The sequence below is a fragment of the Rhizobium cauense genome (genome assembly GCF_019511525.1).
Taxonomy (GTDB): Bacteria; Pseudomonadota; Alphaproteobacteria; order Rhizobiales; family Rhizobiaceae; genus Rhizobium; species Rhizobium cauense.
In genome coordinates, this window is sequence record NZ_JAEUAT010000006.1 from 204,740 (window position 1) to 220,365 (window position 15,626).

The window sequence follows — 15,626 nt, forward strand, 5'->3', positions numbered from 1 at the left end:
CCCCTGAACAAAGGCGCCTGCCATCATCGAAAGACTAGCACTGGTATACGCGAGTTGCTGAGAATCTTGTTCGTGACGCTGCCAATGATCAGCCCCGCCACACCTGTGCGCCCATGTGATCCAATCGCGATCAGATCGCATCCGTTCAAAACGGCCGTTTCAATGATGGCTTCGTGGATTTGGTCACTCCTAAGCCTCACGCTATCGCTAGCAACCATTTGGTGGCGCGCCCGCAATTCAACATCGGCGAGGAACTGAACGGCCTGCGCCTCGGATAGCCGCTCGTAGTCCTCCCGGCAAGCCGTGAGCTTGTCGCTATCCATTGTAAAGATACGGAACGGCTCCAGCACATGCACGAACACAACGCAAGCGTTTACTTCACGGGCAAACGCGATCGCATTTTCTGCAGCCGAAACCGCACGTCTGGATCCGTCGGTTGGTATGAGAACCTTCGCAAACATGACACTCTCCTCATTCGACACTACGACAGGTTCTTCGGATGTCTTTGATCCTGGTCAATGTCGTAGAGCAGTTCCTGATAAAGACTAAGCCGAAGCAAACGCCCGCCAGATCGACGTCGCGCTTGGCAAATGCTCGAAGTGGGCTTGAGGATGCGCACTCGGTGCCGTCTTTGTCGAGCACGAGCAATCTCACTTCCAAGGTCAACCCGGCTCGCGGGCTGGTCGACGATATCGTCGGGTCAAAGGAGAATGAAGATGCTGTCCACTGACCGGGATTGTAAGCCTGGTGGCGAACACTTTGCCGTTCCCACGCTAGGAGAAGTTGAAGGTAAACTTATGCTCTCGGAGTTGGTCGCCGTCGCCTGCCTTCAAGAACTGCTTACGAAAGAACATGCGCCGATCGTGGAAAAGGTGAGGCGCCGCATCCTTCGGGATCTCAAGCATCGTTGCCGGTTGCTAAAGCTGTGTGCAGCCGACGAGAAAGCGACTACGGACTATGCGTTCCAGGTTTTAGAAGCCGCGGTAAGAGAGGCCGGCTCAAAAACTGGCCACGGGCTGGCGAGGTCACCATGAGTAGGGAGATTGGAATTGCCTTCAATGCCGGTTCGGCGAGTGTCAAAATCGGCATCTTCGACATAGGATCCGGCGTCGCTAGGCGCATCAGCCGGGCTATCGTTTCTTTAGGTGAGCACCCGACCCTCAGATATGACGGCGTTGAAGGTATGCAGGTGGTCGATCTGCCGATTGCTACAGATGGCATTCCAATCAATGTAATCTCAACCGTCCTAGAACGGCTGTTGCAGGGTGATTGCCATATTGGCGTTGTTGGCCACAGAGTCGTCCACGGGGGAATGTTGTTCAAGGGACCGACGCTTGTTGACGATGCAGTGATTTCGGAAATTGAAAGCCTAATGCCGATGGTCCTGCATCATAAGCCTCAGGCGATAAGCTTGATCGATGCGGTCTCCTCCCTCTATCCCAATGCCCTGCAGACGGTATCCTTTGATACTGCTTTCCATAGCTCTCAGTGCACTCTCGCGACGAGGCTCGCAATTCCTGTCGCAATGCACGACGCGGGCATACGCCGATATGGTTTCCACGGACTCTCATACAAGTATATAGCTAACTACCTTCAAAAATTTGCACCCTATATCGGCGGTGCTAGGGTCATTTGCGCTCACCTCGGATGCAGCGCAAGTCTCTGTGGTATGGTCGACGGCGTCAGTATCGACACTAGCATGGGATTTAGCGCCCTCGATGGTGTTCCAATGGCAACGCGGCCTGGTTCGTTGGATCCGGGTGTGCTGCTATATTTGCTCCGAACGGTATTCGCAGATGCCGGGGAATTGGAGAGCTTCCTTTATCACCGGTGTGGCCTTCTGGGAGTTTCGGGAATAAGTGGCGACACCCAAGCACTGCTTGAAGACTTCCGCCCGGCAGCGAAGGAAGCGCTCGATCTTTTCTGTTTCCGGATTGCCGGCGAGGTCGGGCGTCTCGCCGTTTCAACAGGCGGGATTGACGCGCTCGTCTTCACAGGAGGCATTGGCGAACACCAACCAGAGATTCGAAAAGGCATCGAACGGCACCTTTCCTGGATGGGCCTATCCCTGAACGAAGCAGCCAACAAGACGAATGCCACCGTGCTGAATGCAAAGGGAAGTGCCATCGAAGCGTTCGTCATTCCCACAGACGAAGAACAGGTGATTGCCGATGAGGCACTCGCCGTCATCCACTGGCATGGACGCCATCAAGGGGAGCGACGGCAGGCAAGTTGACCGGGCCGAACTACGAATTCAGGTTGATCGACCACTATTGGCGAGCGGCCAACGATGCGTCCGGGAGAGCCCAGAGCCTCGCCACGAAGGGTCTGGAGCGGATTGACTGCTCAACAAGAACTGACTCAATGTATATGGCAAGGACTACCAAATTATGAACCGGAGGCCCGTTCGCGACCTGGAAGTTGAAGATTTTCGCCTGAGGTCTTTCGCGATAGAGTAGCCTGAACGTCGACCATCGGGGGTATCGCAGTGGTGGCCTCGTGAAATATTGGGTTGCTTATTGTCTCCGCGCCAAGCTGCTTGCCGCGCAGGTGGTTGCCTGGGGCAGTATTCCGCTCGCTTCTGCGTCCTCTCAGTGAAGCAATCAGACGCAGTGCCTCGCGGCGCGTAAGCAGGATCGCCGTGACACCCACGTCAGCTGGCCGTCCGGTTGTCCTATCCACAACGTTAAAGAGGCCGTATTGGGTGGGGATACAGATGTACTGTGCGTTGCTCGGCGGCGTCATAAGTGGGATCTCCAAACTACTTCATAGAAAGACCAGGGCGTTCATTGGTCCCTGCCCGTTGCTCTAGATGCGCAACATCATGCAGGTTAAACGCTGGTCAACACTGGGCATTGAGTTAGATCAAAGAGGCCTAGGGGGCATGGCTCGATTAGCGTCGATGCTCTCACAAGGACGCGATTTCGCTCGGAGGGCGCTGACATTTTGCGACCTCCCGGGCTACCCGCTAGTCAGATTACTTTCGGCAACCGGACCATGGATCCCGGTATGAATGGCCTTGCCCGCATCGGGAATAGTGATGTGCTTTTCAATTGCCTTCGTGTCGTGGACTGCTGGCGAGGCGTTGTGTCCGGACTGCGCCCTAGTAATAGCGCCGCTGCCATTCAGTCACGTCGGCTTTGCTGATCCGGATTGATTGACCAGCACTAGTAGGGCGAAGAAGCTTCACCTCCGCTATCGCGCAAAGTGTCTGCACGTTTTCCTGGAGACGGGTTTCATCCGCACGTGGTGGGGATCCAAGCGCCATCAAAGCCTCCCGATCAATCAGTACCGTTCTTTGTTCGCCGCTGCTTTCGAGCATCATGACGCCGCTTTCACCGGCAGACTTGAGAAACGCGGTGAGAAATCTGACGGACATGTAACAAAACTCCTCCCTGCGAGCCCTGGCCCGCCTGACGTGGGCGAGCCAAACGCTCTTGTGAAATCCGACAACGGGGCTGGTGCCGAACGGTTCTAGTCTAAAGCGCGAATGACAGACTTCTTTGATCAGGATCAAAGCCGCGGATCGACAGCATCTGATCGTGCGGGAGGGTCATATGGTACAGACCATCTATCGGGCTATCGGTTGGCCTGATTGTCGCCCATGCTTGCCTCAGATGGTGCTAACCTTTTGATCCCATCGGTCTTTCAAAGCCGCATTCGATGCTACTGCAGCGATCCGTGTCGCCGCTTCTGCCGATAAATGCTGATGGTCGATGAAGGCTGGCGTATCGTCACGGCTACGCAGGGGTCAGCCAAGGTTTCGCTCTCCTTCTCGACACTCGATGCTGTGCTCCATGAAATTCCTCACTGCCCAAGAGTTGCGGTCCAGAACGTTTGGTTGTAAACATAGGACATTAGGAATGTTTAACCTGTGTTTGAGGGACCATGGGATCTACAGACCTACCTTGCGCTGGATGCGACCAACCAACCGAGACTGAAATTTATCAACAGTTGGAGCGGATGTTTGGGAGTCCTGAGTTTCACTCAACTCCGCGAAGCCGAGCCTTCTTGCAGTTCATTGTGGACGAAGCGCTGGCAGGGCGCTCGGATTTCCTGAAGGCGTTCACGATCGCAAACAGTGTTTTCGACCGAAGTACCTCACTTGATGCGCAAAATGACCCGGTTGTGCGCATTGAGGCTGGGCGTTTGCGCCGAGCACTGGAACTCTACTACCTTGTCATCGCGGGCGCCGACCGTGTGGTTGTCACGATCCCAAAGGGCGGCTATGTGCCGTCATTCAACTATGCTGACAAAATAGCGCCCACAAGCCAGGGATCGACGGTCGAACCAACTTCGAAAACCGAATTTGGCCCGCACGTTCCGACTTCACCGGCACACACTGTGCTCAACCCGTCCAGGCTGTCCTGGATCAGATACGTATTGCTGTCGGGTATTGTGTTGCTTGCGATAGCAGCTTTCGTCCAAACCCCGCACGAGTTCGCCCTCGCCCCACCAGCTATCCCTCACGCTGCCCCTGCAAGTATCCTCGTCGAGCAGTTCCGGGATGGTGCGGGATTGCAGAGTCGTTCGAAGGTCGCGGATGGCCTGAGAGACGAGATCATCGTGCAACTCGTAAAGTTCAGGGACATCGCGGTCATTGCGAGCCTGGCAACGACAGGGGAAGCCTCAACCGAAGCGCCCCGATATGCGTTGCAAGGAAGCGTCACAAGAGTGGGAGACAGGCTCCGCTCTCGTTTACGTCTGATCCAGAGGACGGATGGAGCAGCGATCTGGGCGAGCACCTATGATGGTGATTTACGATCACGGGGGCTGTTTCAAATCCAAGACCAAGCCGCACGGTGCATAGCAAATTCACTCGCCTCGCCTTACGGCGCAACGTTTCATACAAACGCGGGGAGCCTGACCAAAGAACGCATCAACGTCACCACTGATGGTAATGCTTGCGTGCTCGAAGATAGCAGCACCCCCCTGACAGTGAGATCGATGGGTCGAGATGGTGCCAAGAGCTACTCTGAAACGACAGTGAGGAAGTGCCGATTGATCCGGCAACAGTCCTGTATGTTACCGCCCTGTTCGCCTGCAAAAGCAGAGTTGGGTGGGTTCTTGACTTAGAGATATGGTTTGTATTGGGGGACAATGATGCAACGACCATTTAAAGCTGCGCATGCGCCGTTCTGCTTTCTTCTTGTATCGTTGGCACAGGTTGGGTCTTTGTTTGCGCAAGAGGTGCCGAAATCGGTTGAAAAGCCGGCCGGGGCCAGCAAGCCGAGGAACGCTGGATTCCGAAACTAAGGCGCGGAGACGATACCGCTTATCTGGAATTCTACGGCCAGATCAACAAAGGTCTCCTGACTTTCGATGACGGCGGTTCAACCGAGAACTACTTCCCCGTCGACAACGCCAGCTCCTCATCGCGCATTGGCCTCCGCTTTTATGCCCTGAGAGAGGATAACTGGGGAGTGGGAGGGAATCTCGAATGGGAGTGGACAGCCTATTCGACGACAAACGTAAATCAGCTCAACAAGGATGATTTCGACTGGGAGAGCAACCTTCTGCGAAAAGCAGAAGTCTACATGGACTCGAAGGAGTACGGGAAGTTCTGGTTCGGCCAAGGTAGCATGGCCTCTGATAGCAGCGCCGAAGTCGATTTGTCCGGTACCAGCGTCGTGGGCTATTCCCTTATTTCAGACATGGCCGGCGGCCCATTTCTGAGACTGGACGATGGGTCGCTTTCCAACGTGCGCGTCAAGGACGCTTTTACCAACTACGATGGGCTCGGTCGTAAACTGCGCATCCGTTATGACACGCCCTCCTACAGTGGATTCAGCCTGACTTCGTCCTTTGGGACGCAGGTAGTGCCCGATCCGACCCACATCGCCGTCTGGGACCTCGCCTTGCGATACGATGAAACGATCAACGACGTTAAGGTCAGCGGGGCATTGGCTTTTTCACGACCGGGAGAAGGCGACTCAATTTACGATGCTTCGATCTCACTGTTGCATCAGCCGACAGGCTTGAGCCTCACGCTTGCCGCAGGCTATTCCGACAAGGATGCCATCGATGGGCGGTACGGCTATGCCAAGCTTGGCTACCAGACGGATATCTTCGACGTCGGCAAGACGGCATTTTCGATCGATGCCTATTTTGGGCGGGACATCAAAGGCAAAGGTACGGATAGCGAGTCATTCGGCGTACAGGCTGTCCAAAATCTCGACTACTATCAGGCCGAGCTTTATGTTGGCGCACGTTCCTATTCCTATGACGACGACGTTGCCAGTGTCCAAGACAGCTATGCAGTGTTGGCAGGCGCAAGGCTGAAATTTTAGGGAAGGTATGTCTGGCCCGGGTATTCGAAACGGTGGGCCACTGGCGATAGGCGCGCGCAACTCACTCGCCTGCAAAGGCAGACGATATCCGGGCCGCAGCCGCTCTATCAAGCCATGAAAACGACGACTGCGTTTCCCCAAGTGGTGAGCAAGCCGATTGGGACTGTCGGTGTGTAGCCAGGAACTGCAACCTTGCTTCCTCAACGGCCCTGCACTGCTGTCATTCCCGCGGTCATGGTCTGCGCACCGGCAAGCGCCCTGGCGGCAAGCCGAGCGCGGTCATCAGAGACACAGCTGCGTCCGGTATTTGGCCAAAAAAGGGGAAAGGCCATGCGCAGCAGCCCAGCAAGCAGCGTGCCCCCGTTTAGAGGCCGCTCCCAGCCCGCCATGGGAGATACCTATGGAAAATGGCTTGGCACTGGGCGCCGTCACATCCGGAAACGGTCAAAGGCTGTCAGGAGCCTGATGGGCGGGTCAGCTTCAGGATATCGATAGATTTCGTTGCGAAGAAAATGACGTTCGCTCTCCAGGTCCTGTTCATCCACTTCGATCCACCAGGACTTCGGTCGACCCTCGCTCCCGTCCGACCAGCGATAGCCGCGCGCTTTCAGGTGGTCCTTCAGGTCGAAGGGGCTGTTCTCAGCGAAGATCCGAACACGGGATCTCTGGCTCGCCTTATAGAGTTCGGCAAAGGGTGTGGAGGCGTCCCCGTCCGGCCGCCGATCGAGCACCTCCAACAGTGCGAAGCAGTCGTCAACCGCCCTATGACCTTCGTGGAAGAAGCCAGCCTGGCCGATCAGATAGCCAAGTTTGGTACCCTCGAAACCGCGCGCAGGCCAATCTATCTCGGAATTCGAGCAGGCCCAGGCTTTCCCCGAAAAGACCGGCGAGAACGCCTCACAGAAAGGGCGGTCAAAACTTGCATTGTGGGCGATGATCAGGTCGGCGGGTTCGATAAGGGATCGTACCGCCCCGATATCGATGACCTGCGCCGCCACCATCTCGTCCGTGATGCCGGTCAGTCTGGTGATCTCGGCGGGTATTGAAGCACTCGGCTGCTGCAGACCACCGTAGACCCCGATGACGTCACCTATAGCTCCTTGCTCATCAAAGGTAAACGCGATGATGCCGACCTCGATGATCTCGTCCCTGCGAGGACTGAGACCAGTCGTCTCTGTGTCGAGGATTACACCCCTGAGCGGGAAATGAGAGCGAATGCTCTGAGCAATCTCGCGGCGTTCGAGCTTCTTGAGGATGCGGTAGCGACCGGTTGCGACCAGGTGGGAGACCATCTCGGCCTCATCCATGCCATCTGCGGGCGCTGAACGCCTTTGGCGTCCTTCCACGTCAGGTTTTTTGTTTGCGGCTGGCACTTCTTCGGAAAACATTTCGAACTGGGTGGGCATGCCTAGTATTCCTGTCGCATCTTGGACAAGGCTGTAGCACGCCGAAGGCCGGCCGTCATTTCCATCGATGGATATGGAAAGATCGATCAATCGAAGCGTGACCGCGCCGGAATTGGAACGTTTATTGCTCACATCCTAATATTCATATGCATTGAGGGGCGAAATGTCATGACCTTGAACACATCGCATGCATTCCCGACGCTGGGCCTCATTATCAATGGTGCAGAACGAAGCAGGTTGGTTCGAAGTGTGGCAGATGTTGCCGAGGTGCTTGTGAGGGACTGGCCATGCGACGATGGGGAGGAATACATCAATGCTTTGGTGGCCTGCCTGGAGGCGCACAAGAATAATATCCCGCCAAGCGCAGCGCGGGAAGCTCTGATACGCGCGGCGGACGAAGTGAGTATGCCTTACCTAACCCTCGTGAGCTAAGGGCGACTTCCTTCTCAAACGAGAAGCGATAGCGGGCAACGCTCAGATCAAATGTGACCTAAAGGCTTGCCACCGTGTCCGGCCAAAAAACATCCTGCTGGAGGCAACAATCTCCGCTGGCAGCGAAACGATTTCTCGCTAGCGTTCGCGCAGCACCATTCAACGTGACATTGCCACGGGTCACCAGGTGCCTCGCTCAAATAGTGCCCTTTGCTCCTTATACATTTCGCCTCACCTGTCGCAAAAGGTTCATATGAATACCGTATGCGGCACATCCGCACGACGAACCACCTAATCATCGCCGTTTAAGGAGTGGTCGGAGAGTAATTCGTCGTGCGATTCACTGGGTGATGTTCATTTGAACATTTGCTCTTGCAAAATGAACATTGACTGATACGGTCCCCGCAAGTTTGGAGCGGGAGGCTCTGAACCGAACAAGGGAGTGAGCATGAAAAAGACGGCTTTGTTCCTGTCCGCGGGTATGGCGGCAGTACTTATGGCATCCCATGCAGCATCAGCAGCGACCAAGATTCAATGGTGGCACGCTATGGGCGGTGAAAACGGCGCCAAGCTCGAAGAGATTGCCAAAAAGTTCAACGCGTCACAGAGCGACTACGAGATCGTTCCGGTTTTCAAGGGCACTTATGACGAGACGTTGACGGGTGCCATCGCGGCCTTTCGAGCAAATCAGCAGCCCGCTATTGTCCAGGTATATGAGGTCGGGACAGGTACGATGATGGCCGCCCAGGGAGCCATCTATCCGGTTTATGAACTGATGAAGGACCAAGGTGAAGCCTGGGACCAGAGCAAGTTCATCACTCCGGTCGTTGGCTATTATTCCGATACGGATGGGAACGTGCTGTCGTTGCCGTTCAACTCTTCAACCCCGATCATGTATTACAACAAGGATGTCTTCAAAAAGGCCGGTCTTGATCCAGAAACCCCGCCAAAGACCTGGGCCGATGTTGAATCATTCTCTCGCAAGATCGTCACGTCGGGCGCCGCCAAATGCGGATTCACCAGCGCATGGATCTCATGGATCCAGACAGAAAATCTGAACGCGCTCCACGACAAGCCGTACTCGACCAGCGCCAACGGATTTGGTGGCCTAGATGCGGAATTCACCTTCAACAACGACCTGACGGAACGCCATTGGGGCAATCTCAAGAAGTGGCAGGATGAAGGGCTGTTCAAATATGGTGGCCCGGGCGGTGGCGATAACGCCCCTCCAATGTTTTACTCGCAGGAATGCGCCATGTACATGAACTCTTCGGCCGGGCGCGCCGGAGTTGTCAACAACGCCAAGGACTTCAATGTCGGCTTCGCGCCTCTGCCCTACTATGACGACGTCATCAAGCAACCGATGAATTCAATCATCGGCGGGGCGACCCTGTGGACTCTGCAGGGCAGACCGGCAGAAGAGTACAAAGGCGTGGCGAAGTTCTTTACCTATCTCCAAAAGCCTGACGTCCAGGCCGACTGGCACCAGTTCTCGGGCTATCTTCCAATCACCGAAGAAGCCTACAAGCTTGGCCAAGAGCAAGGATATTACGAGAAGAACCCAGGCACGGATGTTGCTATCAAGCAATTGACCCGAGTTGCACCGACGGAAAACTCCAAGGGTATTCGCTTCGGCAACTATGTACAGGTGCGCGGTATTATCGATGACGAGTTCGCAGCTTTGCTAGGCGGCAAGAAATCCGCCAAGGAGGCGCTCGATTCCGTCGTTAGCCGTGGCAACGAGCAACTTCGCGACTTCCAATCAGCCAACCAATAGTCCCTAACGCGAGGAGGCCGGCCCAAGCCGGCTTCCTTCTTGCCATCCGTTCATGCGTGAGGGGCACATGCAGACCAAGCGAACCGTATTCCCAAACAAACTGCTGCCTTATCTGCTGCTGGCGCCGCAGATGCTGGTGACAATCATATTCTTTCTCTGGCCCGCCGGAACGGCGCTCTGGCAGTCGTTCCTGCGCAACGATGCTTTCGGGTTCAAGACAACTTTCATCTGGTTCGCGAACTACCGGCGGCTGTTTGCGGATCCGATCTACGTTAGTGCCTTTGGCAATACGATTGTGTTTGCCGTGCTCGTCACGTTCCTGTCGCTGTCCATCTCGCTTTTGTTGGCTGTCGCGGCTATGCGGGTTTTGCGGGGATCGCGGATCTATTCCACCTTGCTGGTCTGGCCCTATGCAGTTGCACCTGCGATCGCCGGCATCCTCTGGTGGTTCATGTTCAACCCTTCTATCGGCATCGTGGCGTACATGCTGCGCGCCCTCGGGATCAACTGGAACCATCTCGTCAATGCGAACGATGCCATGACGCTGATTGTCATTGCGGCAACATGGAAGCAGATTTCCTACAACTTCCTGTTTTTTCTGGCAGGCCTGCAGTCGGTGCCGCGATCGCTTCAGGAAGCGGGCGCCATTGATGGAGCCGGTCCCGTCAAGCGCTTCTGGACAATCGTCTTCCCGCTAATATCGCCGACGACCTTCTATCTCATGGTCATCAACATCGTCTACGCGATGTTTGACACCTTCGGCATCATTCACGCAACGACACAGGGCGGGCCTGCGCGCGCAACGGAGATCCTCGTCTACAAGGTCTATTTCGACGGGTTCATCGGCCTCAATCTGGGATCGTCAGCTGCACAGTCCGTCATCCTGATGCTGATTGTCATCGGCCTCACAGCTATCCAGTTCCGCTTCGTTGAGCGGCGTGTCCAATACTGAGAGAGTTTCGCCGTGGTTGAAAATCGCCCATTTTTGAATTTCCTGGCGCACCTTGTCTTGATTGTCGGTGCCGCCGTCGTAGTCTTTCCCGTCTATGTCGCCTTCATTGCGTCCACGCATGGCGGCAATGACTTTCTCTCTGGCGTGGTGCCGCTTCTTCCAGGCCCACATATCATTGAGAACTATGCAGCGATGCTGTCGTCCGGCATGACAAGCGCCGGCGCTCCACCAATCGGGCCGATGATGATCAATTCTCTCATCATGGCCGTTGGCGTAGCGGTAGGAAAGATCGTCATTTCCATCCTTTCTGCCTTTGCAATCGTCTACTTCCGGTTTCCGTTTCGAACGCTGGCCTTCTGGATGATTTTCATCACACTGATGCTGCCAGTCGAAGTTCGCATCGTTCCAACGTTCAAGGTTGTCGCAGACCTTGGACTCCTGAATAATTATGGCGGCCTTATCATCCCACTGATCGCTTCGGCGACGGCAACTTTCCTCTTCCGCCAGTTCTTCCTAACCGTACCGGAAGAACTGATGGAGGCCGCCCGCGTCGATGGCGCCGGTCCGATGAAATTCTTTCGTGATATTCTCTTGCCGTTGTCGACCACGAATATCGCGGCGCTTTTCATCATCCTGTTTGTTCTGGGGTGGAATCAGTACCTCTGGCCGCTGCTGATCACCACCGACCAGAGCCTCTACACCGTCGTCATGGGCATTCAGCGCATGGCCGCCGTTGCGGACGCGGAGCCTCGCTGGAACCTCGTGATGGCTGCAGTGATCCTCGCAGCCCTGCCACCCGTCCTCGTCATCCTCGCCATGCAACGCCTTTTCGTCAAAGGCCTGGTCGAAACGGAGAAATAACAAATGGCTACGATTGATATCGTCGACCTGAAAAAGAACTATGGCTCTGTTCCTGCCGTCAAGGGCGTTACCCTGTCTGTTGCTGATGGTGAACTCATCGTCCTCGTGGGACCTTCAGGCTGTGGCAAATCAACATTGCTGCGCATGATTGCCGGATTGGAAACCGTTAGCGAAGGAAAGATCGAAATTGCCGGGCGCAACGTAAACAACGCCGAGCCCGCACAGCGCGACATCGCCATGGTCTTCCAGAACTATGCGCTCTATCCGCACATGACAGTACGCGGCAATCTGGAGTATGGGCTGAAAAACCGCGGAACCCCACGGTCGGAAATCGATCGGCGTGTACAGGAAGCGGCCGACATTCTGGAAATCGGATCAATGCTGGGGCGCAAGCCGCGTGAGCTGTCGGGCGGGCAGCGCCAACGCGTTGCGATGGGCCGGGCCATCGTGAGAGAGCCAGCAGCGTTTCTATTCGACGAACCGCTCTCAAACCTTGATGCCAAGCTGCGCGTGCAGATGCGTGTGGAGATCCGACGGCTGCAGCGGCGACTAAAGACGACGAGTATCTACGTCACCCATGATCAACTCGAGGCCATGACGCTGGCCGACCGGCTTGTGGTCATGAACGGAGGGCTTGTTGAACAGATGGGTTCACCGGTGGAAGTCTATGACAGACCTGCCAGCCTATTCGTCGCCGGCTTCATCGGATCGCCACCCATGAACCTGATGCCAACTGACGTGCTAGGCTCGAGGATGGATGCGCTCGGATTACCCGCTGGTACCGATATAATTGGTGTTCGGCCCGATGAACTCTCCCTGGTCGAGCCGCTGGAGCCGTCAATCCGGCTGGAGGCGACGGCCGAACTGCTTGAGCCAATTGGTGGAGAAAGCCATCTTCATGTGCGCGTGGGGGACAACGGTCACTCGGCGATCCTCAGCGTGCCCGGTCGGCCTGACGTCGCAGAGTCGGCGAAATTTCCAATCTATGCGCGCATCAGCGCGTTGCATCCGTTCAGCCGCAAAACCGGCAAGCGAACAGATGTCGGGTCTACCCTCCAACGATGACGCTGGCCCTGCTGTCCGGCCATAATATGAAAGACACAATGGAAATGACTGTTTCGCAACCGCGCAAAGGCCCAACACGCGAAGAAGTCCAGGCGCATCGTGGCGCTTCGGCAGTTGCACCTGAGAATACGATCGCGGCCTTTAAGGCCGCGGCGGAGCAAGGCTGCAAATGGGTCGAGCTCGATGTCGCCCTGCTCAAGGACGGCACGGCCGTGGTCATCCACGACGGAAGCGTTGACCGATGCTCTTCCTCGCACGGTCAACTCGCCGACATGGTGGCAGCGGATCTTTCAGGCATTGACGCCGGATCCTGGTTTTCAAAGGAATTCAGCGGCGAGGCTCTGCCGACGCTATCCTATGCGATCGAAAGACTGGGAGAGCTTCACCTCAACATCAATGTCGAAATCAAGCAGCATGCCCACCACAAGTCACTCGCCCAACTGACTGGGACCGTCCACGCTCACCTCAGGCAACGCGCACCGCATACCCAGGTCATGATCTCGAGTTTTGATTCCAATGCATTGAAAGCGATGCATGAACTTGACCCCACTTATGAGCTTGCCATGCTATGGAGTGACCTGCCCAGGGACTGGGCCGACGTCCTGGCTTCCATACCCGCAGGGACGATCCACTTGAACTACAAGGCACTGAGCATTGCTTTTCTAGAGGAAGCGAGCCGCCGTGGAATCAAGGTGAGGGCCTGGACATGTAACGCACCCCAGCTTCTTGTGCCTTTCTGGGACTTCGGCTTGACAGGTGTCATAACTGACGACCCAAGTCATTTCCTGACCTGAGGGCGTGCAGGGGGCCGGAATGATATCGAGCAGACAACGCGACATCCTCGCGCTGATTGAGAACGAGGGAACTCAATTCATCGAAGACCTTGCTCGACGCTTTGGTCTGACGACGCAGACGATCAGACGCGATATCAACGCACTGTGTGACCTAGGCTACGCCAGACGGTTTCACGGCGGCGTCGATGTGCCTGTTGAGGGCAGGAACATTTCCCTCAATGCGCGCGCGCAGCTTAACAGTGCCGCAAAGCGACGCATCGCCAAGCGCATCGCAGCCGATATCGGACCGGACTCAACGGTCTTCCTGGGGATTGGCAGCAGCGTCCAGTTCGTCGCCGAGGCGTTGCGTGATCACCAAAACCTCACCATTGTCACCAACAATATCCATGTCGCGTTGATCCTTTGCGGCGCGACCCGTATCGAGGTGCATCTGACTGGCGGGTTATTGCGCCACGACGACCGGGACGTCGTCGGTGCCGACGTGATCCGTTTCTTCGAGAAGTTTTATGCCACGCATGCCGTTGTCGGTGCCGGTGCGCTAAGTCCCGTTCACGGCTTGATGGACTTCAGCTATAGCGAGGCGCAGATCACAAACGCTATCATCGAGAACTCCAAGAGCTGCTTCCTGGCCGCCGATGCCAGCAAGTGGACACGCAATGCGTCGGTGCGTGTTGCGCCCTTTAACAAACTCACCCGGTTCTATACAGACCGACTGCCTGATGACCCAGATGTCGCGACAGCATGCGCGGCAAGCAGCATGGACGTCATGGTATGCGGCGAGGAGCATTCATGACATTCATGGGACCTGCGCCCACGTGCGCAGATCTGCGCAACGTGCGTTACCTGTTCACTGATATCGACGACACGCTGACGACCGAGGGTCGGTTGTTGCCCCAGACATACCAGGCGCTTTGGGATCTCTTCAACGCTGGCATATCGATTATACCCGTGACGGGCGGATCGGCTGGGTGGTGCGAGCACATTGTACGGGCATGGCCGGTCGCTGCCGTCATCGGGGAAAGTGGTGCCTTTTCCGTTTTTCGCCGAGACGGTCAGGTCGTCTTCGACTACTGGGAAGACGGAATTCTACAAGCAAAGCGCCAACGGCAACATCTGGAAGCAGTCAAGGCGCTTTTGGATCAGAGCCCGTCGGCGTTCCGCATTGCCCATGACCAGCCATTTCGCGTAGCCGACGTTGCAGTAGACATTGGCGGGGTACCGAGCAAAGACGTCGAGATCCTGGCCGATCAAATTCGTGAATGGGGCGCAACCGTCGCCATCAGTTCCATCCATATCAACACCTGGATCGGGAGTTATGACAAGCGGGCGATGAGCGAGCGAATGCTTGCTCAAGCCTTCGGTGTTGATCCCGTCACCATACCTTCCCTAACAGCCTTCGTCGGTGATTCACGCAATGACGCCCCAATGTTCGGCTATGTCCGCAACTCGTTCGGCGTGCGGAATATTGTCCCTATCCTTGGCGACCTTCCCCACAGACCCCAGTGGGTTTCATCGGAACCAGCAGGTCTTGGGTTTGTCGATATTGCCGCCGTGCTTCTTCAGGCAAGGGCAGAAACACCCACTGCCAACCGACTGGTCGATCCCTGAACCAACGGAATGGCTTCTATTTGGAAGGTGCACGACCAACGAAGTCACGCCGAGCCATCAGCCCATCTCGGCTATCTTTTGATCGAGCTCCTTGATCCAGGAGATGTATCGTTCACGCAAAGGATCGTCGCTTTCCAGCGCAGCAAGCTTCTGTTGAGCCAGGCGCCGTTGATCCCTCAAAAGTTTGAGCTTCTGCATTAAAATTCCAAGATTTCTTAGATTCGATGGATACCGGCAAGAGCTACCAAACACAAGGCCTTTGTTCGTGTTCCGTTCCGTTGCCGCGCACTCTGGATTGGTTGCCACCGTTGGATCAAGGTACCAAGGATCAGCCCACACGGTCATGTTGCCGCAACATGCTATCTGATGCAGTTCGAGCATTTTCGCCGGTATCTGGTGCGCCCAAACCATCGCCTTGTACTTCGTGCATCTAGTGCAGCG

16 protein-coding genes are annotated in these 15,626 nt (G+C 55.9%); 12 read left to right on the forward strand and 4 right to left on the reverse strand.

Annotation, left to right across the window (positions count from 1 at the left end):
• Positions 1-23 precede the first annotated feature (23 nt).
• Entirely contained in the window at positions 24-461 is a 438-nt protein-coding gene (locus JNB88_RS13955; protein WP_220355963.1) for a universal stress protein, read from the reverse strand.
• 255 nt (positions 462-716) lie between these two features.
• Here JNB88_RS13955 and JNB88_RS13960 point away from each other — a divergent pair, with 255 nt between their 5' ends.
• Both JNB88_RS13960 and JNB88_RS13965 read left to right on the forward strand, forming a co-directional pair.
• Positions 717-1,034, forward strand: coding sequence for a hypothetical protein (locus JNB88_RS13960; RefSeq protein ID WP_220355964.1), 318 nt, complete (start codon positions 717-719; stop codon positions 1,032-1,034).
• A complete protein-coding gene (locus JNB88_RS13965) occupies positions 1,031-2,236 on the forward strand; it encodes an acetate and sugar kinases/Hsc70/actin family protein (RefSeq protein ID WP_220355965.1) in 1,206 nt (401 codons plus the stop codon). The genes JNB88_RS13960 and JNB88_RS13965 overlap by 4 nt, the downstream gene beginning before the upstream one ends.
• Positions 2,237-3,103: 867 nt before the next feature.
• Here the strand turns inward: JNB88_RS13965 and JNB88_RS13970 are convergent.
• Positions 3,104-3,379, reverse strand: coding sequence for a hypothetical protein (locus JNB88_RS13970; protein WP_220355966.1), 276 nt, complete (start codon positions 3,377-3,379; stop codon positions 3,104-3,106).
• Between the two features lie 632 nt (positions 3,380-4,011).
• Between JNB88_RS13970 and JNB88_RS13975 the strand changes: the two genes are divergently transcribed.
• Both JNB88_RS13975 and JNB88_RS13980 read left to right on the forward strand, forming a co-directional pair.
• Positions 4,012-5,076, forward strand: a complete 1,065-nt coding sequence (locus tag JNB88_RS13975) for a hypothetical protein (protein WP_220355967.1) — start codon at positions 4,012-4,014, stop codon at positions 5,074-5,076.
• A 347-nt stretch (positions 5,077-5,423) separates the two neighbouring features.
• Entirely contained in the window at positions 5,424-6,290 is an 867-nt protein-coding gene (locus JNB88_RS13980; RefSeq protein ID WP_223217190.1) for a hypothetical protein, read from the forward strand.
• 428 nt (positions 6,291-6,718) lie between these two features.
• Here JNB88_RS13980 and JNB88_RS13985 read toward each other — a convergent pair whose 3' ends face one another.
• Entirely contained in the window at positions 6,719-7,696 is a 978-nt protein-coding gene (locus JNB88_RS13985) for a 3'-5' exonuclease (RefSeq protein ID WP_220355968.1), read from the reverse strand.
• 168 nt (positions 7,697-7,864) lie between these two features.
• On the opposite strand from JNB88_RS13985, the gene JNB88_RS13990 reads away from it, so the two are divergent.
• The 8 genes from JNB88_RS13990 (at position 7,865) to JNB88_RS14025 (ending at position 15,185) form a co-directional block, all read left to right on the forward strand.
• Complete coding sequence (locus JNB88_RS13990) at positions 7,865-8,128, forward strand: DUF982 domain-containing protein (RefSeq protein WP_220355969.1); 264 nt, start codon at positions 7,865-7,867, stop codon at positions 8,126-8,128.
• Between the two features lie 448 nt (positions 8,129-8,576).
• Positions 8,577-9,905: a sn-glycerol-3-phosphate ABC transporter substrate-binding protein UgpB gene (ugpB, locus tag JNB88_RS13995; RefSeq protein ID WP_220355970.1), complete on the forward strand. Its 1,329-nt coding sequence runs from the start codon at positions 8,577-8,579 to the stop codon at positions 9,903-9,905.
• 67 nt (positions 9,906-9,972) lie between these two features.
• Positions 9,973-10,857 (forward strand): sn-glycerol-3-phosphate ABC transporter permease UgpA, encoded by an 885-nt coding sequence (gene ugpA / locus JNB88_RS14000; protein WP_220355971.1) that lies wholly within the window; start codon positions 9,973-9,975, stop codon positions 10,855-10,857.
• Positions 10,858-10,869: 12 nt separating this feature from the next.
• The gene (gene ugpE, locus JNB88_RS14005; protein WP_220355972.1) at positions 10,870-11,718 is read left to right on the forward strand and encodes a sn-glycerol-3-phosphate ABC transporter permease UgpE; all 849 of its coding nucleotides are present in this window, start codon (positions 10,870-10,872) and stop codon (positions 11,716-11,718) included.
• Positions 11,719-11,721: 3 nt separating this feature from the next.
• Entirely contained in the window at positions 11,722-12,783 is a 1,062-nt protein-coding gene (gene ugpC, locus JNB88_RS14010; protein WP_220355973.1) for a sn-glycerol-3-phosphate ABC transporter ATP-binding protein UgpC, read from the forward strand.
• Positions 12,784-12,827: 44 nt separating this feature from the next.
• The gene (locus tag JNB88_RS14015; protein WP_220356087.1) at positions 12,828-13,577 is read left to right on the forward strand and encodes a glycerophosphodiester phosphodiesterase family protein; all 750 of its coding nucleotides are present in this window, start codon (positions 12,828-12,830) and stop codon (positions 13,575-13,577) included.
• A 19-nt stretch (positions 13,578-13,596) separates the two neighbouring features.
• A complete protein-coding gene (locus JNB88_RS14020; RefSeq protein ID WP_220355974.1) occupies positions 13,597-14,370 on the forward strand; it encodes a DeoR/GlpR family DNA-binding transcription regulator in 774 nt (257 codons plus the stop codon).
• Positions 14,367-15,185, forward strand: a complete 819-nt coding sequence (locus tag JNB88_RS14025) for an HAD-IIB family hydrolase (RefSeq protein ID WP_220355975.1) — start codon at positions 14,367-14,369, stop codon at positions 15,183-15,185. Before JNB88_RS14020 ends, JNB88_RS14025 begins: the two co-directional genes overlap by 4 nt.
• Positions 15,186-15,242: 57 nt before the next feature.
• On the opposite strand, the gene JNB88_RS14030 is transcribed toward JNB88_RS14025, so the two are convergent.
• Positions 15,243-15,566, reverse strand: a complete 324-nt coding sequence (locus JNB88_RS14030; RefSeq protein WP_220355976.1) for a hypothetical protein — start codon at positions 15,564-15,566, stop codon at positions 15,243-15,245.
• Positions 15,567-15,626: the final 60 nt, after the last annotated feature.

Excerpts from the sequence above, each read along its gene's own strand:
- JNB88_RS13955 (WP_220355963.1), bottom strand. The coding sequence starts at position 461 with ATGTTTGCGAAGGTTCTCATACCAACCGACGGATCCAGACGTGCGGTT.
- JNB88_RS13960 (WP_220355964.1), top strand. The coding sequence starts at position 717 with ATGCTGTCCACTGACCGGGATTGTAAGCCTGGTGGCGAACACTTTGCC.
- JNB88_RS13965 (WP_220355965.1), top strand. The coding sequence starts at position 1,031 with ATGAGTAGGGAGATTGGAATTGCCTTCAATGCCGGTTCGGCGAGTGTC.
- JNB88_RS13970 (WP_220355966.1), bottom strand. The coding sequence starts at position 3,379 with ATGTCCGTCAGATTTCTCACCGCGTTTCTCAAGTCTGCCGGTGAAAGC.
- JNB88_RS13985 (WP_220355968.1), bottom strand. The coding sequence starts at position 7,696 with ATGCCCACCCAGTTCGAAATGTTTTCCGAAGAAGTGCCAGCCGCAAAC.
- JNB88_RS13990 (WP_220355969.1), top strand. The coding sequence starts at position 7,865 with ATGACCTTGAACACATCGCATGCATTCCCGACGCTGGGCCTCATTATC.
- ugpB (WP_220355970.1), top strand. The coding sequence starts at position 8,577 with ATGAAAAAGACGGCTTTGTTCCTGTCCGCGGGTATGGCGGCAGTACTT.
- ugpA (WP_220355971.1), top strand. The coding sequence starts at position 9,973 with ATGCAGACCAAGCGAACCGTATTCCCAAACAAACTGCTGCCTTATCTG.
- ugpC (WP_220355973.1), top strand. The coding sequence starts at position 11,722 with ATGGCTACGATTGATATCGTCGACCTGAAAAAGAACTATGGCTCTGTT.
- JNB88_RS14015 (WP_220356087.1), top strand. The coding sequence starts at position 12,828 with ATGACTGTTTCGCAACCGCGCAAAGGCCCAACACGCGAAGAAGTCCAG.
- JNB88_RS14020 (WP_220355974.1), top strand. The coding sequence starts at position 13,597 with ATGATATCGAGCAGACAACGCGACATCCTCGCGCTGATTGAGAACGAG.
- JNB88_RS14025 (WP_220355975.1), top strand. The coding sequence starts at position 14,367 with ATGACATTCATGGGACCTGCGCCCACGTGCGCAGATCTGCGCAACGTG.
- JNB88_RS14030 (WP_220355976.1), bottom strand. The coding sequence starts at position 15,566 with ATGCTCGAACTGCATCAGATAGCATGTTGCGGCAACATGACCGTGTGG.